Source organism: Aminobacter ciceronei (assembly GCF_014138625.1).
Taxonomy (GTDB): domain Bacteria; phylum Pseudomonadota; class Alphaproteobacteria; order Rhizobiales; family Rhizobiaceae; genus Aminobacter; species Aminobacter ciceronei.
Window position 1 is genome coordinate 1 of record NZ_JACJHY010000051.1, and the last position, 18,620, is coordinate 18,620.

Consider the following 18,620-nt stretch of genomic DNA (forward strand, 5'->3'; position numbering starts at 1 on the left):
CAAGTGCGGTTTGTTCAGGGCCGGCTCGCTTCAACATCACCCACTGAATCACAAACCCCCAACTCTCGCCAGGGGTTTGTCAGCAGTCTGAGCCCGCCATCCGGCGGGCTTTTTTTGTTTGGGCGCGCGGCAGGTATTCTCCCGCACACGGAGAGCAGGCAAAAGCTCTCAAACGTGCTGACCGCCGTTGATATGGATTTCAGAGCCCGTGACATAGGAGGCCTGGCCCGAGCACAGGAAATAGATGATGTCGGCGACTTCCGACGTCAGGCCGAGCCGGCGCATCGGGATCGTCTCGACGATCTTGTCGGTCCCCGGCGACAGGATGGCAGTGTCGATCTCGCCGGGCGCAATGGCGTTGACACGGATGCCGTGCGGGCCGAAGTCGGCGGCCATCTCGCGGGTCAGCGCGCCAAGTGCTGCCTTGGACGTGGCATAGGCCGTGCCGGCAAAGGGATGGACGCGGGTGCCGGCGATTGAGGTCACGTTGACCACCGAGCCCTTGGCCGCCGCCAGTTCCTTGAACAGGCCGCGCGCCAGCATGATCGGCGCCAGGAAATTGACCTGGAACACGTCGCGCCAGACGTGCATCGGCGTGTCGATCGAGTTCATCCGACCGCCGCCCTTGTGCTTGGGCGAGATGCCGGCGTTGTTGACGAGCGCATGCAGCAGTCCGCCTTCCTTCTCCAGCCGCTGGCGGATTTCGGAAACGGCGCTGCCGACATCACCCTGGTCGGCGAGGTCGACCTTGATGTGATCGTCCGGACCGGCCGGCCACGGGCAATCGTCTGAAAATGCCTGGCGCGAACAGGTGATGACGCGCCAGCCCTCGCGCGAAAAGCGCTTCACCGTCGCATGGCCGATGCCGCGGCTGGCTCCGGTCAAAACGATCGTCTTTCGCCCTTCGGTCTTCTCGGCCATCACATCCTCATTTTAAGCTTACAGCTTATGTAGCGGATGCACCTTGCCATTGCGAGGGGGCGCGGCTCTCGGCCGCGCTCGGCAGAGGCCTCGCGGCTTGACCGCGCCGGCCTGACGGGCGACTTCTAGGCCCCATGTCCATGACCTCGCGACGAGGAGACTGTCCGTGCAATTTACTGAAATCGGCGGCATCACGCTGCATCACCAGCTGATCGGCGGGCCTGCCAACAAGCCGGTCTTCGTCTTCGTCAATTCGCTCGGCACCGACTTCCGCATCTGGCGTGACGTCATCATCCGCTTTGCCGGCGACTTCCCGATCGTCACCTACGACAAGCGCGGCCACGGCCTCTCCGATGTCGGTACGTCGCCATATCGGATGGACGATCACATCGGCGACCTCGAAGGGCTGCTCGATCATCTCAACGTCAAGGACGCCATCATCTGCGGGCTGTCGGTCGGCGGCATGATCGCGCAAGGCCTTTACGCCAGGCGGCCCGACCTGGTGCGGGCGCTCGTGCTCTGCGACACCGCCCACAAGATCGGCACGGCAGAGCTGTGGAACAGCCGCATCGCCGCCGTCGAAAAGGATGGCATCGCGGCGATCACGGGCGACATTCTGCAGCGCTGGTTCACGCCCGACTTCCACGCGCAGCGCAAAGCCGACCTCACCGGATACCGCAACATGCTGACGCGCCAGCCTGTCGTCGGCTATGCCGGCACCTGTGCTGCCCTGCGCGATGCCGACTACACCGAGGCGGCCAAGGCGATTGCTGTGCCGACGCTCTGCGTCGTCGGCGATCATGACGGCTCGACGCCGCCGGCGCTGGTGCGCGCGCTGGCCGATCTCATCCCCGGCTCTCGCTTCAAGATCATCGACGGCGCCGGCCACATCCCTTGCGTCGAGAAGCCGGAAGAACTGACCGCTCTCATCAAGAACTTCGTCGCCCAACTGCCGCCGCAATAGGCTGGCTGCCACCGGTGGCGCCTACGCCGCCGGTGGTTCCATCGCTTCGGTCGTGGCGCTGCCGGCCTCGTCCGGCTCCTTGAGCCTGAACCAGGCGACATAGAGTGCCGGCAAAAACAGCAGGGTAATTGCCGTGCCGGCCAGAATGCCGCCCATCATCGCATAGGCCATGGGCGCCCAGAACACCTCGCGGGCGATCGGGATCAGCGCCAGCGATGCTGCCGCCGCCGTCAACGCAATCGGCCGCATGCGGTGCTCGGAGGCCTCGATCACCGCATGCCACCGGTCGGTACCCGTGGCGATCAGCTCCTCGATCTGGACGATCAGGATCACCGAATTGCGGATCAGGATGCCGACCAGCGCCAGCACGCCGAGGATGGCGACGAAGCCGAGCGGCTGGCCCGTCGGCACGAGTGCCGCGACCACGCCGATCAAGCCGAGCGGCGCGACAGCCACCACCAGGAACAGCCGCTGGAAGCTTTGCAGCTGCAGCATCAGCACGGTTGCCATGATGAACAGCATAAGCGGCACCACGGCGATGATCGGCCCTTGGCTGTTGGCGCTTTCCTCGACCGAACCGCCGGTTACGACAGTGTAGCCGTCGGGCAACTTGGCCGCGAAGTCGTCGATCGCTGGCTTGAGTTCGGCGACGACGGTGTCGGGCAGGGCGCTGCCGACCATGCCCGCCTTGACGGTGATGGTGGGCAGGCGGCTGCGGCGCCAGACCGTCGGCTGCTCGATCTCGTAGCGGAAGTCGGCCACCGTCGCGAGCGGGATGGATTCGCCGCCTCCGGTGGGTATCTGCAGGTTGCGCAGCGTTTCGATCGAGCCGCGTTCGGCATCCTGCGCCCGCACCACGACATTGATCAGATATGTGGCGTCGCGCACCTGGGTGATTGCCACGCCGCCGACAACGCTGTTCATGGCGCTGGCGATGTCCTCGGAGGTGATGCCGAGCTGCCGTGCCTTGTCCTGTAGCACCTCGACCTTCAGCACGCGCTCCGGCTCGTTCCAGTCGAAGCTTGGCGCCTGCAGCTTGGGATTGGCCGAAATGACGCCCGCCAGCTGCTGTGACAGCGCCCGCACCGTCTGCACCTCCGGGCCGCTGATGCGATACTGCACCGGCCGGCCCACAGGCGGGCCGAGCTCCAGCGTCTTGACGTAGGTGTCGGTTCCGACGAACTGCTCGCGCAGGATCTTTTCGATCGCCGGCTGCACCCGGTGCCGTGCTTCGAGGTCCTTGGTTACGATCACCGTCTGGCCGAAATAGGGATTGGCCGGCTGCACGTCATAGGCCAGCACGAAGCGCACCGCGCCCTGTCCGATATAGGAGCTCCAGTGGTCGATGTCGGCATTGCCCTTCAGCGCGATCTCCTCGAAGCGCTCGATCTGGGCACGTGTCTCGGCAATCGAGCTGTTCTGCGGCAGGTTCCAGTCGACGATCAGTTCGGGCCGGTCCGACGGCGGGAAGAACTGTTGCTGCACGAAAGTCAGCCCCACCACCGACAGCACGAAGGCGACGACGGTGGCGATGATGGTCAGCCAGTGGCGGCGCACGGCAAGCCGCAACAGGCGCGAGAAGCCCGCCGCAAAGCGGCCCGGCCGCTCGTCGTGTTTTTTCATCGTCGCCGGCAAGAGCGTGACGCCGAGCAGGGGCGCAAACAGCACCGCCACGATCCAAGACAGCAGCAGCGAAACGGCGATGACGACGAACAGCGTGTAGGTGTATTCGCCGGCCTGGCTGCTGTTGAGGCCGATGGGGATGAAGCCTGCGACCGTCACCAGCGTGCCGGTCAGCATCGGAAACGCAGTTGACGTGTAGACATAGGTCGCGGCTTTGCGGAGCGAGTCGCCGACCTCCAGCCGGGCCACCATCATCTCGACGGCAATCATCGCGTCGTCGACGAGCAGGCCGAGCGCGATGATCAGCGCTCCGAGCGAAATGCGCTGCAGCGAGATGCCCATATAGGCCATGACCAGGAAGGTGATGGCCAGCACCAGCGGGATCGACAGCGCCACCACGAAGCCGGCACGCATGCCCAGGCTGATGAAGGACACGGCGAGCACGATGGCCACCGCCTCGAACAGCGCGCGGGTGAAGCCCGACACGGCATGCTCGACGATGACCGGCTGGTCGGCGACCTGGTGCACGCCGACGCCGACCGGCAACTCACCGGTGACCTGCCCCATCAGCGCCTTCAACGCGTCGCCGAACTCAAGCAGGTTGGCGTTCGGCTTCATGCCGATGGCGAGACCGATCGCCGGTTCGCCATTGACGCGGAACAGGGCCGTCGGCGGATCGACGTAGCCGCGGCTGATGGTGGCGACGTCGCTCAGCCGGAAGAAGCGATCATTGACCCTGAGGTTGATCGCCCTGAGGCTTTCCTCCGAGGTAAACTGGCCGCCGACGCGCACCGCGATGCGCTCCGGTCCGGCCTGGATGACACCCGACGGCGACACCGCGTTCTGCGCCTGCAGGCTGGCGACGACGGCCTGCTGGTTGAGGCCCAGAGCCGCGATCTGGCGCGTCGAGAATTCGAGATAGATGACCTCGTCCTGCGCGCCGATGAGCTCGACCTTGCCGGCATTGGGAATGGTCAGGATGCGCGTGCGCACCATCTCGACATAGTCGCGCAGCTGGCGCATCGACAGCCCGTCCGAGGTGAAGGCATAGATGTTGCCGAACACGTCGCCGAAGCGGTCGTTGAAGAACGGTCCTTGCACCCCTTGCGGGAAATTGGGCCGGAGGTCGTTGACCATGTTGCGGACCTGCACCCAGGTCGGGGCCACGTCGCGCGCCTTGGTGGTCGGCTTGAGATTGACGAAGATGATCGTCTGGCCGGCGGTCGTCACGCTGCGGCTGAAATCGAGGCTCTCCAGTTCCTCGAGCTTCTTTTCGATCCTGTCGGTCACCTGCCGCGTCGTTTCGTCGACCGAGGCTCCCGGCCAGTTGGCCTGGATCAGCATCGTCTTGATGGTGAAGCTCGGGTCTTCCTCGCGGCCGAGATTGAGATAGGCGAAGACGCCCGCCACGGTGAAGATCAGCATGAAGTACCAGACCAGGGAGCGGTGGTTCAGCGCCCAGTCGGAAAGATTGAAACCCTTCACCTACGCCCCCTCTGGAATTCTGACCTTCTGGCCCTCGGCGAGGCTGCGCACGCCGGCAGTCACCACGCGCGTGCCGGCGCCGATGCCGCCGGCGGTAAAGCTCGCACCGTCCTTTGCCTTGACCTCGACAGGCTGCAGGCTGACGGTCGAAGCATTGGGGTCGACGACCCAGACGAAGCTCTTGCCGTCCTTTTCCAGCAAGGCCGTCAGCGGCAGGTCGATCGCAGCGTCTGCCTTCGACGGCTGTGTCGCCGTCACCGTCGAGCCGAGCCGAAAGGCCGTCGGCGGAGCGCTCAACGCCAGCCGCACCCGCCGCGTTCGCGTCGCAGCATCGGCCTGCGGCGCGATTTCGCGGACATGTGCCTTGGCCCGCAGCGACGGCAGCATCTGCAACGCCACCTCGAACTCGTCGCCGTCGCGCAGGCTGATCGCCATCTGGTCGGGAACGTCGACGACGGCCTCGCGCGCATCCGAGCGTGCCACCGTCACCACCATCTGTCCCGGAGAGACTGTCTGGCCGACCTCGGCGCCGACCGCGGTGACGATGCCATCGAAGTCGGAAAACAGTCGGGCATAACCGAGTTGCTCCTCCGACTTGGCCAGTGCCGCGCGCGTGCGCTCGACATTGGCCGCAGCGGAATCCAGCGCCTGTTTCGCGGAATCATAGACTGCCTGCGAGGTGTTGGATTCGGCCAGCAGGCTGCGCTGCCGTTCCTCGCTGGCGGCGGCATTGGCGAACTGCGCCTCCGCCGTCGTCAGGTCGGCGCGCGCTGCCTGCGATGCGAGCTCCAGCGCCAGCGGGTCGATCGCGGCAAGCGTCTCGCCCTTGGTCACCATGTCACCGACGCCGACATCGCGCGTCACAAGCCGCCCGAGCAGGCGGAAGGCGAGGTCGGCGGAGAATTCAGGCTGTATCGTTCCGGCAAAGCCCTGCGCGGTCGGGCCGTGCGGCTCGACGACAGTCGACAGCACCGGGCGGATGACTTCGGGAGGGGGCGCTTTTTCCTCGCTGCAGGCCGCAAGCGCGAGCAACGGCACGAAAGCAAGCAAGCTTGTCCTGGAGATCATGGCGCCACCTCCACCACCTGGCCGGGACTGAGCAATTGTCCGCCCTGGGCGACAACCGATTGTCCGATCTCCAGTCCATTGGCCACGACGACGACACCCGAGGCAAAGGACTGCACTTCGATCGCCGCCAGCGCCACAGCCTTGGTCGCGGGGTCGATGGTCCAGGCCGCCGGCCTTCCCGCATCCGACATCAGCGCCTGCCATGGCAGCACGATGGCCGGCTGGGGCTTCGACACGATTGTGCCTGTTATCGCGGCACCCAGCGGCATCTCGGTGGGCGTGTTTGGCACCATCACCTTGACCCGGATCGAGCCCGATGCCGGATCGACCGCCGGCGACACCTCGCGCACCTGTCCCGGGGCTTTGATGCGCGGGTCAGAAATCAGCGCGATCATCACGTCGGGTGCCACCGGGTTGCGCGCCACCAGCGCCTCGTCGACATTGAACACGGCGTCGCGGTCTCCGTCCTCGGCAACGGTGAACACCGTCTGTGCCGCCTGCACGACCTGGCCAACCTCGATCGTCCGTGCCGTCACCACGCCGTCGGCGCTGGCCTTCAGTTCGGTATAGGTCAGCCGGTCTTCGGCATTGCTCATCTGGCTCTGTGCCGATTCCACACCGCTTTGGGCGACGCGTTGCGCCTGGTCTGCCTGGTCGTAATCGCGCCGCGTCGTGAAGCCCTGGGCAAGCAGCGTCTTCTGCCGTTCGAATGCGGCGGCGGCCTGCTTGAGCTGCGCCTGCGCGGCATAGAGGCTGGCCTGCGCCGCCCGCACGTCCGACTGCTGCTCCTGCGGGTCGAGCTTCGCCAGCACCTGGCCCTTGGTCACGCGCTGGCCGATGTCGACACTGCGCTCGGCGACCCGGCCGCCGACCTGGAATGACAGGTTGTTCAGCGTCCGCGCGGCAATGACGCCGGTCAGCGATGTCGATGGTGCATAGTCGGTCAGTTTGACCTCGACGGAGCGCACCACGATCGGCTGCCGTTCCGCCGTTTCCTGTTTCTGGCAGGCCGGAAGCGGCAACAGAAGGCAAAGCGCGAGGGCGGTGAGGTGTCGTCTGGGTGGCGCGCATGCCGATATCTTGCCCGGCATGCCTGCGGTGATCGGGTTCGTGGATCGCATCTGCCCCCCCCAAATCGCTTCGTCAACAAGCTACGATGCAACTGGCAATCGGGCAACGCCCAGCAAACCTGCCGGTATCGTGATGCGACAGGGCGAGTGCGTGGCGCACAGCACACGTTGCCACGGAACCCGAGCTATTCCGGAGCGTTGTTGGACGCAATCAACTCGGAGGATCGCCATGGATCGTATGCTCTTCGACAGCCCTGTACAGATCCGCATCGGGACGGAAAGCACCCAGCGCGAGGTGACGACCGTCAAGGGCGCCTACGAAGCGCTCGTCGACTGGCCGCATGCCAAGCGCAGCGGTCCGCTCTACCGCGAGGCGGTCGAAACCGTATCCGCAGCCCTTGCCGGCACCCGCACGCGCGAGGCTGCCAAACGGGCCTTTATCGCCGCTGCCGACGAAATCGGCATCAGGATCTGAGCTTGTCGGCCATCGGGCGGAGGGGTGGCCGTTCGCCGGGCGGCGAACGGCGCAAGACTCTATTGCCGGCGAAAATGGGCAGGACATCTCAGTCACGCACGGTTTGCCGGAATAAATTAACTCTACAGAAGTTATAGAATTAACATTCTGAATGGGCATCGTCATTCAACCCCGGCCGCGGCATCTTCGATCCCGTACTGGAATTTCTGCGACCGATCCCGCCGCTCGCCTATCTGCCGCCAGTGATCATCTGGCTCGGCATCGGCGAACAGGCCAAGGTGTTGGTCATCGCAATTGCCATGGTGGCGCCGATCGCGCTGTCGACGGCCTCCGGCGTGCGCGGTGTGCAGCAGGATCGCCTCAACGCCGCGCGCCCGCTTGGCGCCACGCGCCGGCAGGTCTTCCGTTTCGTCGTCTTGCCCAGCGCGCTGCCGTCGATCCTCACCGGCCTGCGCATCGCGCTGGGCGCCGGCTGGACCACTTTGGTCGCCGCAGAACTGGTGGCTGCGACGCGCGGCCTCGGTTTCATGATCCAGTCGGCGACTCAGTTCCTCGTCACCGACGTCGTCGTGATGGGTATTCTTGTCATCGCCGCGGTCACCTTCATGTTCGAATTCGGCCTGCGTTTTGTCGAACGAGGCTTGTGCCCTGGGCCGGCCGCGAGTAGCGGTCGGCCGAGGCTGCGGCCCGGCACTTATGCCCGCATGGTTTCGCGCATGGCGCTGCGTCCGCGCAGCATGGGTAGCCCCAGCGTCACCAGCACGAAGCCGGCTGTCACGACCTTGAGGTCGCTTGGCTGCAGCCCGATCGACAATGCCAGCGACACGAGCTGATAATAGACCATTGCACCGACGACAGGCGCCAGCAATTGCCGGGTGACGGTCTGCCGTCCGGTGATCGTTTCGCCGATGACCAGCGAGGCGAGACCGTTGATCAGGATGCCGGTGCCCATGCCAACGTCGGCATAGCCCTGCAACTGCACGATGAGCGCGCCGCCAAGCGCGGTCAGGCCAGAGGCGACACCCAGGCCGACGATCGTGTATGTCCAGATGCTGATGCCGAGCGATGGCGCCAGCTCCGGATTGATGCCGATGACGCGCAACGCCGCTCCTGCCTGCGTGGCCAGGTACCAGCGCAATGCGGCCAGGGCCACGACGATCAGCACGGCGAATGTGGCGACTTGCAGCCGAACGTCGGTCAGGATGGCCGGGTTGATCTGGGTAAAGATGTTGTCGGTGTTGAACAAGGCGATGTTCGAGCGGCCGAGAACGCGCATGTTCGCGCTGTAGAGTGCCGTGAAGACCAGGATGCCGGCCAGCAGCGAATTGATGCGAAAGCGCAGATGCACCAGCGCGGTCGCCGCGCCGGCTCCGACACCAGCGAGCATCGCGACAACGGTTGCCAAGAGCGGCGGATATCCGGCCAGCAAAAGTGTGGCGCAGACGCAGCCGCCAAGCGGAAACGCACCTTCGCTGGTCAGATCAGGAAAGCTCAGCAAACGGAACGGGATCATGATGCCGAGCACCAGGAACGAATAGATGAGGCTTTGCGAGAGCGTCACCGGCACGAGATTGAGATAGGCGTGGATCACGTCCATTGGTCAGGTTCCGAGCAGCATGCGATCGTTTTCGATTCTGAACTTCTCGACGAGATCGGCAGGTGTGAGTCTTGCCTTCTCGGTGCCGCCGATGTCGTCGCGGATGCGGCCGGCGTCCATCATGACGAGCCGGTTACCGGTCTCGATCGCCTGGCGCATGTTGTGAGTGACCATCAGCGTGGTCAGCGACTGCTCGGCGACGATCCGCAAGGTCGTCGCCATGATCAGCTCGGCGGTGCGCGGATCCAATGCTGCCGTATGCTCGTCGAGCAACAGCAGCGAGGGGCGCGACAACGATGCCATGATCAGGGACAAGGCCTGGCGTTGCCCGCCGGAGAGCTGGGCCACCGGCGTCGACAACCGGTCTTCCATGCCGAGCGCCAGGCCGGCGAGCAGCGCCCGATAGCGGTCACGCTTGGCGCCGTCGAGATGGCGCGCGAAGCCTCTGCGCTGCCCGCGCTGTTCGGCGAGCGCCAGGTTCTCCTCGATGGTCATGGCCGCTGCAGTGCCAATCATCGGGTCCTGGAAGACCCGCGCGATCATGCCGGCCCGGCGATGTGCTGCAAGGCGGGTGATGTCCCGGCCGTCCAGGGCAATCGAGCCGCCATCCGGCTCGATTGCGCCGGCGATGGTGTTGAGCAGCGTCGATTTGCCGGCGCCGTTGGAACCGATGATCACGACGAAGTCGCTGCGATTGAGCGCAAGGTCCACCCCGTTCAACGCCGGTCGCGCTCCGGCAAGGCCGGCGTTGAAGGTTTTGCGCAAGTCCGCGCAGACAAGCAGGGGCATGCTCACCGCTGTCACTTGAGCAGCCATGGACTGTCCTTGAGTGCTTCCGGAACCGTCAGGCCGACGGCTGCGAGACCCTTGGGGCTGACATAAGCGTCGAAGTCTTCGCCCTTGGGAACATAGGGCGCGATGTCGGCCGGCTTCTCGCCCTTGAGGATCCGGTCGGCGATGTCGGCGGCATGCTCGCCATTCTTGCGATAGGAGATGGCGTGGAAACCGGCGAGCTGATCCTTGAGGTCAGGGGCGTAGACCGAGTTGAACAGCGGCAGCTTGATCCTCTGCGCCACCTGGGCAACGACCGGTACCGAGGTCTGCACCACATTGGACTGGATGAGGAAGATGGCGTCCACCTGTCCGGCGAAGGTCTGGACACGCTGGGGCAGGTCGTTGGGGTTGTCGACCGGCACGCCGACGATTTCGATCCCGGCCTTTGCGGCCGCCTTGTGGATCAGCTCCATATTGGAGGTGTCGTTGTCTTCGCCCGGATTGAACAGGGTCCCGACCTTCTTGACCTCGGGCAACACCTTCTTGAGGTAGTCGAAGGAAGCATCGAAGTCGGGCAGCATCGACGCGCCGGTGCTCCAGCCCGAGCCGTGCTGCCAATCCGGCACGATGCCCGCCACGACCGGGTCGACGACCGCGCCGAACACGACCGGGATCGACTTGTCGGTAATGCCGCGCACCGCCGCCTGGTTGAGGCCGGTGGTGATGGCGAGGATCAGCGCCGGATGCTTGGCTTCCACCTGCTGCAGGATCTGGGGAACGAGGCTGCGGTCGAAATTGGCGTGCTGGAAGCCGTAGGTGACGTCCTTGCCTTCGACGTAGCCCAATTCGCTCATCCGGGCCTTGAAGCCTTCGGCGACCTGGTTGAGCGCCGGGTGCTCGCCGAAGCTGGCGATCTCGACCAGTTTCGGGTCAGCCAGGGCTGCGCCATTCGCGGCGGTGAGCAAGGCTGCAGCGAGCAGCCACTTCATCAATTTCACGACACGCTCCTAAGGTTGGGATTACACGATGGAGGGGCGCCAGTTCTGTTCGGCGACCCGCAGGAAATTCTCGCCCAGCACGCCAAGTATGGCCGTCTCCGAATAACCATGGCGTTCCAGCGCTTCGACCAGTTCGGGCAGGACTTCGGGTTTGACATCGGCCCACGGCGGGCGCGGATAGCCGCGCAACGCCATCATCGGACCGGAGTCGTAGAGCTTGGTCATGAAGGGCTGGTAGAAAACGGTGTCGAGGCCGAGGCCGACATATTCGGGCCCGACGAGCTGGGCGACGTAATCGATATGGCGCATCAGCGCCGGAACGTCGGAACGGTTGTCGTCGGTCAGGAAGGCGCCGATGGAGTTGATGCCGACCACGCCGCCTCGGCGGGCGAGCGCCTTGATCTGGACGTCGTCGATGTTGCGCTCGTGGTTCTTCAGCGCACGTACGCTCGAATGCGAGAACACCACCGGCTTTTCCGATAGCTCGATGATGTCGAGCGACGTGTTGATGCCGGCATGGCTTGCGTCGAGCATCATGCCGACGCGGTTGGCCTCGGTCACGAAGGCACGGCCCAGCATGGAAAGCCCGGCATCCGAGGGCTCATGGCAGCCGTCGCCAAGCGGGTTGCGGGTGTTGTAGGCGACGATCATCCAGCGGATTCCAAGCCGGTACCAGCTGTCGATCATCGCTGGCTCGTGCGCGGCCGGGCCGGCCCCTTGCAGATGCAGGCCGATCGCCATCTTGCCTGACTGCTTGGCCGCGCGGATGTCGGCCACGGTTTCGATGAGCTGGTAATCGTGAGCGCGTTGCTCGAACCAGCGCCTTTGTTGGGAGAGATGCCGGAACGTCGGCTCCGGTCGGTCCCAGTCGGCGCCGATTGTGAGCGAGAGGAAGGAGAACCCCGCGTCGCGATAGCGGACCAGCATGTCGGGTCCTTCATCGAGACATTCGGGAGTCCAGCCCACGGCACTTTCCCAGACGACAGCCTTGGCGATGAGGTTGTTGGCTGAAACAGTCACGTCGTCTGCACCCGCTGAGCAATGAAATCCAAGCGGTCAGCTAATCGGCAATCTCGTCGTTGCGCTATTGCCCGGAATGGGTTTGATTGTTTCATACTTGAACCAATCAAGGCTCCGTCATGCCGACAACGCCCGATCCGTTCGACCTGATGATCTTTGCGCGCGTTGCGGAAACGGGCAGCTTCAGCGCCGCGGCCGAACGGCTTGGTCTGCCGAAGTCGACGGTGTCGCGGCGCATCACCGTCCTCGAAGCGCAGTTGGGCGAGCGCCTGCTCCAGCGCAGCACGCGGCGCAATTTCCTGACCGAGATGGGCCAGCGCATTCTCATTCCCGCCGAACAGATCATCCACGAGGTGGATGCCGTCATGGCCGTCGCCGAACACCGGCAGGTGACCCCGTCGGGGCGGCTGCGTGTCTCCGTCCCCGGCGACCTTGCCGCAATCTCGCTCGCACCGATGCTGGCTGAATTCAGCAAGGCATATGGCGAAATCCAGCTCGAACTGGATCTGTCGCCTCGTTATGTCGACGTCATTGCCGACGGTTTCGATCTCGCCATACGGATCGGTGGCGAAGCGCAGGACCTGAGGTTGACCACCCGGCATCTGGTCGACCTCGGCATCGGTCTTTATGCCTCGCCGCAGTACAGGGATCGCGCCGGCCAGCCCGATGCGCCCGAGGCCCTCGCACATCATGACGTGCTGGTGCTGCTCGCCGATGGCGTTCCGGTCAACTGGGTGCTGAACAAGGATGCCCAGTCGGTTGCCGCCGACATGTCGGGGCGGCGGGTCTGCGCGAATTCTTACGAGCTGCTGTTCCGCATGGCGCGTTCCGGCGCCGGCATTACGGCGATGCCCGATCTTTTCGCGCGGCCTTACCTGGCAAGCGGCGAACTCGTCCGCATCCTGCCGGCATGGAGTCTTGCCCCGGCCATGGTGCGCGCCGTCTTTCCGAGCAGGCAACTGATGCCGCGCAAGACGCGGGTCTTCCTCGATGCGCTTTTGGGCCATCTCAAGCCGCGTCCGCTGAGGACGGCGCAGCCACTGCCAGCCTAGTCGGCGATCGCCGGCAGTGTCGGCGGCGTCGCAACAAGCCGTCTGCGTGCCGAAGACGATGGCGTCATAGTCGGCAAGTTCGCTTGGTATGGCCAGGGGTGCCGGATGCCCGCCTTGAGCAGCATCGTTGCTTCGTCCATCAGCTAGGGAACGCGGCAGCACCAGGATCTTGGACGTGGGGATCTCCTTCTGCCGGCCGCCGCCGGAAGTGAAAAGGTTGCTGACTGTCTCGAGGGAGACGCCGCCTGAAGGCGGCGCATTTGTTCAGGCAGTGGCGAGCCTGGCTGGAGCCGGCTTTGCCTGCTGGGCGCGCTGGCTGAGCCAGACGCTGCCGAGCACCACGACCATGCCGAGGATCTGCGCTGCGCTGAGCGACTGGCCGAGCACCGACCAGCCGAGGATCACGGCGGTCATCGGGCTGAGAAAGCCGAGCGGTGAGACGACTGATGGTTCCAGCCTGGCGATGCCACGGAACCACAGGATGTAGGTCAGTGCCGCGCCGATCAGGCCAAGCCAGGCGAGGCCGAGCAGGTTGGGCATCGTCAGCGACGGCAGCGACGGCTCCTGCAGCAGCGCCACCGGGAGGAGCAGCAGACCGCCAGCCGTCAGTTGCCATGCAGTGAAGGTCAGCGGTGTGACTGGCGGCTGCCAGCGCCGGCTGAGCACCGTGCCGGCGGCCATCGACACGGCACCGGCGAGGCCGGCAGCGATGCCGATGGGGTCGAGTGCCGCGTGCGGCGTCAGGATCAGCAGCGCCACGCCGGCCATGCCGGCAAGGGCAGCCACGATCGACAGCGGGCGGATCGGCGAGCCGAGCAAGGCGCGTGCGAGCAGGATGACGATCAGCGGCTGGATCGCGCCGACGGTTGCCGCGACGCCGCCCGGCAGCCGGTAAGCGGCAACGAACAGCAGCCACCAGAAGACCGAGAAGTTGAGCGCGCCGAGCACCAGCACGCGGGCCCACCAGATGCCCTGCGGGAACTGCCGGACGAGCAGCAGTAGCAGCAGGCCGGCTGGAAGCGCCCTCAGCATGGCAACCGTCAGCGGGTAGCCGGCGGGCAGGAACTCAGTCGTCACGATATAGGTGCTGCCCCAGATCGCGGGGGCGATTGCAGTCAGCAGCAGGTCGGTGTTGCGCGTCGTCATGGCTGCATCTCTCTTTACATCGAGTATCTTGATCTCAAGATAATCCATATTCTCTTGACGTCAAGAGAAATAATCGGAATGGTGGGCCATGGATCAGGTTGACGACATTCTTGCCCAGTGGAACCGCGAACGGCCCGACCTCGACGTCGCGCCGATGGGGCTTATCGGCCGCGCCAACAGGGTGTCGCAGCATCTCGGCCGCGAGATGGAGAAGACCTTTGCAGCGCATGGGCTGAACTTCGCCAGCTTCGACGTGCTGGCGACGCTGCGTCGTTCGGGGCCGCCTTATGCGCTGTCACCTGGCGATCTCTCGGCGACGATGATGATCACCTCGGGCACCATGACCAACCGCGTCGACCAGCTGGAAAAGGCAGGCCTCGTCGAGCGTCGGCTCAACCCCGACGACCGCCGCAGTTTCATCGTCTCCCTGACCGACAAGGGCTTCGCCACCATCGACGCCGCCGTCACCGACCATGTCGCGACGCAGACGCGCATCGTTTCGATGCTGACCAAGGAGGAGCGGGTGGCGCTCGACGCGCTCCTCAGCAAGTTTTTGGTCGGATTCGAGAGCGTGTGACTTTGGCTACGGCCAGCTGGGAATTACCCCTCCCCACAAGGGGGTGGGAGACCAGCGTGCCGCCACGACATCTCGCCGTCTCGGGCAGGATTTGGCGGTTCACCCCGCCAGCGCCTGCTCCAGGTCGGCGATCAGGTCATCGCCATCCTCGATGCCCGCCGACAGCCGCACCAGCGAATCCGAGATGCCGATCGCGGCGCGCTTCTCGGCCGGGATCGAGCCGTGCGTCATCAGCGCCGGGTGCTCGATCAGGCTTTCGACGCCACCGAGGCTTTCTGCCAGCGTGAACAGCTGCGTGCGTTCGAGGAAGCGCTTGGTGCCGGCGAGGTCACGGTCGAGGTCGACCGATATCATGCCGCCGAAATGATGCATCTGCGCCTTGGCGATGGCATGCTGCGGATGGCTGTCGAGGCCGGGATAGATCACCCGGCGCACATCCTTGCGCGCTTCCAGCCAGCGCGCGATCTGGGCGCCGTTCTGCGAATGCCGCTCCATGCGCAATGCCAGGGTCTTGATGCCGCGCAGCGCCAGGAAGCTGTCGAATGGTCCGGAGATCGCGCCGATGGCGTTCTGCAGGAACTTCAGCTGGTCGCGCAGTTCCTTGTTGTCGCCCACCACCACGCAGCCGCCGACCATGTCGGAATGGCCGTTGAGATACTTTGTCGTCGAATGCACGACGATATCGATGCCGAGCTCCAGAGGGCGTTGGAGGTAAGGGCTGCAGAAGGTGTTGTCGGCGACCGAAAGCACGCCCTTGCGCTTGGCGATTGCGGCGACCCCTTCGAGATCGACGACACGCAGCAGCGGGTTGGTCGGGGTCTCGACCCACAGCATCCTGGTCTCCGGCCGGATCGCCGCCTCGACGGCGGCGAGGTCGGTGAAGTCGACGAAGCTCACCTGCAGCCCGGCGGTACGCTTGCGCACCCGCTCGAGCAGCCGGAACGTGCCGCCATAGATGTCGTCGGTGGCAACGATATGCGCGCCGGCGTCGAGCAGCTCGAACACAGTGCCGATCGCCGCCAGCCCGGAGGCGAAGGCGAAGCCGGCGGAGCCGCTTTCGAGGTCGGCAATCGCCCGCTCGAAGGCAAAGCGTGTCGGGTTCTGGCTGCGGGCGTACTCAAAACCCTTGTGCACGCCCGGGCTCTGCTGGCCATAGGTCGAGGTGGCGTAGATCGGCACCATGACGGCGCCCGTCGTCGGGTCGTGGCTCTGGCCGCCGTGGATTGTGCGCGTCGAAAATGCCAGCCGGTTCTTCTGCGTCGTCATTTTGCTCGCCTGAGATGGTTGATGAGGTCGACCCGAGTGATCAGCCCGACAAATTCCTCGCCGTCGAAGATGATCGCCACTTCGTTGCGGTCGAAGATCGGCAGCAGCGCATCGAGCGTCTGGTTCGCCTGCAGCGTGTGCAGGTCCTTTGCCATCGCCGTCGAGACGGGTGCGTTGAAGCGGTTCCAGCGGCTGTCATAGGGTCCTTCGACAACAGCCAGTATGTCGCTCTCGTCGACGATACCGACGAGCTTGCCGTCTTCCAGCACCGGTAGCTGCGACACGTCCCCACGCCGCATCCGGCCATAGGCCGTCAGCAGGCTGTCGCCAGGTCCGACGAACACCGTGCCGCCCTCGCGATGCGAGCGCGCCACCAGGTCGCTGAGATCGCCATGATGTTCGCGCTCGTCCAGCCCCTGTTCGGCCAGCCAGAAGTCGTCGAACACCTTGGATAGATACTTGTTGCCGCTGTCGCAGACGAAGGTCACCACGCGCTTTGGCGTCTTCTGCTCGCGGCAGTAGCGCAGGGCCGCCGAAAGCAGCGTGCCCGACGACGAGCCGGCCAGGATGCCTTCCTTGGCAAGCAGGTCGCGCACCGCCAGCATGCTTGCCTTGTCGTTGACCGTGTAGGCGCGTCTGACCAGCGACAGGTCGCAGTTCGGCGGCACGAAGTCCTCGCCGATGCCTTCGACGGTCCAGCTGCCTGCCTCTTCCATCTTGCCGGTCTTGACCAGCGGCGCCAGCACCGAGCCCAGCGGATCGGCCAGCACCATCTCGGTCTTGGGCGACACTTTGGCGAAGAACCGCCCGAGCCCGGTCAGAGTGCCGCCCGAGCCGACACCCACCACCACCGCATCGACATCGCCTTCCAGCTGTTCCCAGATCTCGGGGCCGGTCGTCGTCTCATGTGCAAGCGGGTTGGCCGGATTGGCGAACTGGTTGACATAGAACGAACCAGGGATCTCGGCGGCGATCTTTTCCGCCATGTCCTGGTAATATTCGGGATGGCCCTTGCCGACGTCGGAGCGCGTCAGCCTGACCTCGGCGCCGAGCGCGCGCAGGTGCTGGATCTTCTCGCGGCTCATCTTGTCGGGCACGACGAGGATGATGCGGTAGCCCTTGGGGATACCCACTTGCGCCAGTCCGAGCCCGGTATTGCCAGCGGTCGCCTCGACAATGGTGCCACCGCGCTTGAGCTTGCCCTCGCGCTCGGCCGCGGCAATCATCGAAAGTGCGATGCGGTCCTTGATCGAACCGCCGGGGTTCTGGCTTTCGAGCTTGATGAACAGCCGGCACAGGCCGGTGTCGAAACGCGTCAATTCGACGACGGGCGTTTCGCCGATCAAATCGAGCACGGACCTGAAGGGCGGGTTCAAGCGGCTCATGGCGGCGTCTCCCTCGGCAGGCAGGTTCATCGGAATATCCCATGTCGGGCGGGCGGACACCAGCCGCCCGGAAGCGTGTTGCGGCCGTTTGGCCATCCTGGCCGCATTTACCGGTGCTGCCCCAAACGAACAAAGGCAGGGCTTTTCGTTTCGTGCGAAAGCTTGAGAAGGAAATTCTCACGCGCCAGCTTTGGTTCCGTTTGCGGGCAATACATTTCTCTTTCCGGCTGTTGTTGACTCTCCACTTGGTGGAGCACCTAGAAGGGCTGTCATGGACGACAGGATCTACACCATCGGTGAGCTTTCCAGGCTGAGCGGCATCACCGTTCGCAAGCTCCGTTTCTACTCGGACAGGGGGCTTTTGCCTCCGACGGTCAGGGCGGAGAGCGGCTACCGCATGTATTCGGGCGTCGATCTCGAACGGCTCGGGCTCATCCTTGCCCTGCGCGATGCCGGCGTGAGTCTTGCCGACATCGGCAAGATCCTGTCCAACCGCCTCGCCATCTCGGCCGTGCTGGAGCTCAGGCTCCAGGCGCTCGAGGCGGAAATCAAGTCCAAGCGCCGTGTCGCCGCCGCCCTCAGGGCGGCCATCCGGGTTCCCGACCCGACAACAGACGACCTCAGGAGAATATGGACCGTGACAAAGCTCTCCCAGACTGAATTTCGCGCCGCCATCGAGCGCTTCTTCGAAGACGTGGCCTCCGAAGCCAATGTCTCGCCGGAATGGAAGAGGCAGATGATCGACGCTTCGACACCCGACCTGCCCGACGACCCCACGCCCGAGCAGGTCGACGCCTGGACCGAGATCATGGCCTTCGTTTCGGACAAGGAATACGCCATGGAGCTGCGCAACAGCATGTCGTCGATGTGGGACGGCGCGTTCGATCCCGCGGCCTATGCCGAGGCTTCCACTGCCATCTTCGCCCGCGTCCGCCAAGCCATCGACAAGGGCGAGACACCAGGGTCCGAAACCGGCAAGGCGATCGCCCGAGACTGGCTGGCCAGTTCCGCCAAGGCGATGAACAGGACACCCGACAAGGCCTTCCTCGACTGGCACGACAACCAGTACCGCATGTACCATTCGCGGTCGGCGCGCTATTACGAACTGCTGCGCATCCTCAGGGGCGACCGCCAGCCCGACACGATCAGCGAGGAATGGAGCTGGATCAACGCCGCCATGGCCGGGGCGCTGTAGCCTG

At 64.8% G+C, this 18,620-nt stretch carries 16 protein-coding genes and 1 pseudogene; 6 read left to right on the plus strand and 11 right to left on the minus strand.

Annotated features, from left to right (window positions below; translation table 11 throughout):
* Nucleotides 1–168: 168 nt before the first annotated feature.
* A complete protein-coding gene (locus HNQ95_RS30840) occupies nt 169–921 on the minus strand; it encodes an SDR family NAD(P)-dependent oxidoreductase (RefSeq protein WP_067955447.1) in 753 nt (250 codons plus the stop codon).
* Nucleotides 922–1,087: 166 nt separating this feature from the next.
* On the opposite strand from HNQ95_RS30840, the gene pcaD reads away from it, so the two are divergent.
* Nucleotides 1,088–1,885 carry a 3-oxoadipate enol-lactonase gene (pcaD, locus tag HNQ95_RS30845; protein ID WP_067955445.1) on the plus strand — a complete coding sequence of 266 codons (798 nt, stop codon included), beginning with the start codon at nt 1,088–1,090 and terminating at the stop codon, nt 1,883–1,885.
* 21 nt (nt 1,886–1,906) lie between these two features.
* On the opposite strand, the gene HNQ95_RS30850 is transcribed toward pcaD, so the two are convergent.
* Genes HNQ95_RS30850 through HNQ95_RS30860 form a run of 3 tightly spaced genes read right to left on the minus strand, consistent with a single transcriptional unit; the run spans nt 1,907 to nt 7,182 of the window.
* Nucleotides 1,907–4,993, minus strand: a complete 3,087-nt coding sequence (locus HNQ95_RS30850; protein WP_067955444.1) for an efflux RND transporter permease subunit — start codon at nt 4,991–4,993, stop codon at nt 1,907–1,909.
* The gene (locus HNQ95_RS30855; protein ID WP_154385852.1) at nt 4,994–6,061 is read right to left on the minus strand and encodes an efflux RND transporter periplasmic adaptor subunit; all 1,068 of its coding nucleotides are present in this window, start codon (nt 6,059–6,061) and stop codon (nt 4,994–4,996) included.
* Nucleotides 6,058–7,182: an efflux RND transporter periplasmic adaptor subunit gene (locus HNQ95_RS30860; protein WP_154385853.1), complete on the minus strand. Its 1,125-nt coding sequence runs from the start codon at nt 7,180–7,182 to the stop codon at nt 6,058–6,060. The genes HNQ95_RS30855 and HNQ95_RS30860 overlap by 4 nt, the downstream gene beginning before the upstream one ends.
* A gap of 178 nt (nt 7,183–7,360) precedes the next feature.
* Between HNQ95_RS30860 and HNQ95_RS30865 the strand changes: the two genes are divergently transcribed.
* Nucleotides 7,361–7,606 carry a DUF982 domain-containing protein gene (locus HNQ95_RS30865; RefSeq protein WP_067955441.1) on the plus strand — a complete coding sequence of 82 codons (246 nt, stop codon included), beginning with the start codon at nt 7,361–7,363 and terminating at the stop codon, nt 7,604–7,606.
* A gap of 173 nt (nt 7,607–7,779) precedes the next feature.
* A pseudogene (locus HNQ95_RS30870) lies at nt 7,780–8,273 on the plus strand (ABC transporter permease subunit); the annotation flags it as partial.
* 27 nt (nt 8,274–8,300) lie between these two features.
* On the opposite strand, the gene HNQ95_RS30875 reads toward HNQ95_RS30870, so the two are convergent.
* The 4 genes from HNQ95_RS30875 to HNQ95_RS30890 are packed head-to-tail and all read right to left on the minus strand — an operon-like array spanning nt 8,301 to nt 11,995.
* Complete coding sequence (locus tag HNQ95_RS30875; protein WP_067955439.1) at nt 8,301–9,203, minus strand: ABC transporter permease; 903 nt, start codon at nt 9,201–9,203, stop codon at nt 8,301–8,303.
* Nucleotides 9,204–9,206: 3 nt separating this feature from the next.
* Entirely contained in the window at nt 9,207–10,019 is an 813-nt protein-coding gene (locus HNQ95_RS30880) for an ABC transporter ATP-binding protein (protein ID WP_430732234.1), read from the minus strand.
* Nucleotides 10,004–10,966 (minus strand): ABC transporter substrate-binding protein, encoded by a 963-nt coding sequence (locus HNQ95_RS30885; RefSeq protein ID WP_246341065.1) that lies wholly within the window; start codon nt 10,964–10,966, stop codon nt 10,004–10,006. The genes HNQ95_RS30880 and HNQ95_RS30885 overlap by 16 nt, the downstream gene beginning before the upstream one ends.
* A 30-nt stretch (nt 10,967–10,996) precedes the next feature.
* Nucleotides 10,997–11,995: a dipeptidase gene (locus tag HNQ95_RS30890; protein ID WP_067955435.1), complete on the minus strand. Its 999-nt coding sequence runs from the start codon at nt 11,993–11,995 to the stop codon at nt 10,997–10,999.
* Nucleotides 11,996–12,114: 119 nt separating this feature from the next.
* Here HNQ95_RS30890 and HNQ95_RS30895 point away from each other — a divergent pair, with 119 nt between their 5' ends.
* Nucleotides 12,115–13,047, plus strand: coding sequence for a LysR family transcriptional regulator (locus tag HNQ95_RS30895; protein WP_067955433.1), 933 nt, complete (start codon nt 12,115–12,117; stop codon nt 13,045–13,047).
* A 264-nt stretch (nt 13,048–13,311) separates the two neighbouring features.
* Here the strand turns inward: HNQ95_RS30895 and HNQ95_RS30900 are convergent, their stop codons facing one another.
* Nucleotides 13,312–14,193, minus strand: coding sequence for an EamA family transporter (locus HNQ95_RS30900; protein ID WP_083948717.1), 882 nt, complete (start codon nt 14,191–14,193; stop codon nt 13,312–13,314).
* 88 nt (nt 14,194–14,281) lie between these two features.
* On the opposite strand from HNQ95_RS30900, the gene HNQ95_RS30905 reads away from it, so the two are divergent.
* A complete protein-coding gene (locus tag HNQ95_RS30905) occupies nt 14,282–14,770 on the plus strand; it encodes a MarR family winged helix-turn-helix transcriptional regulator (RefSeq protein WP_067955430.1) in 489 nt (162 codons plus the stop codon).
* Between the two features lie 99 nt (nt 14,771–14,869).
* Here the strand turns inward: HNQ95_RS30905 and HNQ95_RS30910 are convergent, their stop codons facing one another.
* Together HNQ95_RS30910 and HNQ95_RS30915 are read right to left on the minus strand one after the other, a co-directional pair.
* A complete protein-coding gene (locus tag HNQ95_RS30910) occupies nt 14,870–16,036 on the minus strand; it encodes a cystathionine gamma-synthase (protein ID WP_154385858.1) in 1,167 nt (388 codons plus the stop codon).
* Nucleotides 16,033–17,421, minus strand: a complete 1,389-nt coding sequence (locus HNQ95_RS30915; RefSeq protein WP_154385859.1) for a pyridoxal-phosphate dependent enzyme — start codon at nt 17,419–17,421, stop codon at nt 16,033–16,035. Before HNQ95_RS30915 ends, HNQ95_RS30910 begins: the two co-directional genes overlap by 4 nt.
* 271 nt (nt 17,422–17,692) lie before the next feature.
* Between HNQ95_RS30915 and HNQ95_RS30920 the strand changes: the two genes are divergently transcribed.
* Nucleotides 17,693–18,616, plus strand: coding sequence for a MerR family transcriptional regulator (locus tag HNQ95_RS30920; RefSeq protein ID WP_182576028.1), 924 nt, complete (start codon nt 17,693–17,695; stop codon nt 18,614–18,616).
* The last annotated feature ends 4 nt before the right edge of the window (nt 18,617–18,620 follow it).

What these genes read in the sequence shown, in the direction of transcription:
- HNQ95_RS30900 (WP_083948717.1), bottom strand. Translation starts at nt 14,193, where the DNA reads ATGACGACGCGCAACACCGACCTGCTGCTGACTGCAATCGCCCCCGCG.
- HNQ95_RS30855 (WP_154385852.1), bottom strand. Translation starts at nt 6,061, where the DNA reads ATGATCTCCAGGACAAGCTTGCTTGCTTTCGTGCCGTTGCTCGCGCTT.
- HNQ95_RS30880 (WP_430732234.1), bottom strand. Translation starts at nt 10,019, where the DNA reads ATGGCTGCTCAAGTGACAGCGGTGAGCATGCCCCTGCTTGTCTGCGCG.
- HNQ95_RS30905 (WP_067955430.1), top strand. Translation starts at nt 14,282, where the DNA reads ATGGATCAGGTTGACGACATTCTTGCCCAGTGGAACCGCGAACGGCCC.
- HNQ95_RS30895 (WP_067955433.1), top strand. Translation starts at nt 12,115, where the DNA reads ATGCCGACAACGCCCGATCCGTTCGACCTGATGATCTTTGCGCGCGTT.
- HNQ95_RS30910 (WP_154385858.1), bottom strand. Translation starts at nt 16,036, where the DNA reads ATGACGACGCAGAAGAACCGGCTGGCATTTTCGACGCGCACAATCCAC.
- HNQ95_RS30840 (WP_067955447.1), bottom strand. Translation starts at nt 921, where the DNA reads ATGGCCGAGAAGACCGAAGGGCGAAAGACGATCGTTTTGACCGGAGCC.
- HNQ95_RS30885 (WP_246341065.1), bottom strand. Translation starts at nt 10,966, where the DNA reads ATGAAGTGGCTGCTCGCTGCAGCCTTGCTCACCGCCGCGAATGGCGCA.
- HNQ95_RS30865 (WP_067955441.1), top strand. Translation starts at nt 7,361, where the DNA reads ATGGATCGTATGCTCTTCGACAGCCCTGTACAGATCCGCATCGGGACG.
- HNQ95_RS30915 (WP_154385859.1), bottom strand. Translation starts at nt 17,421, where the DNA reads ATGAGCCGCTTGAACCCGCCCTTCAGGTCCGTGCTCGATTTGATCGGC.
- HNQ95_RS30875 (WP_067955439.1), bottom strand. Translation starts at nt 9,203, where the DNA reads ATGGACGTGATCCACGCCTATCTCAATCTCGTGCCGGTGACGCTCTCG.
- HNQ95_RS30860 (WP_154385853.1), bottom strand. Translation starts at nt 7,182, where the DNA reads ATGCGATCCACGAACCCGATCACCGCAGGCATGCCGGGCAAGATATCG.
- HNQ95_RS30920 (WP_182576028.1), top strand. Translation starts at nt 17,693, where the DNA reads ATGGACGACAGGATCTACACCATCGGTGAGCTTTCCAGGCTGAGCGGC.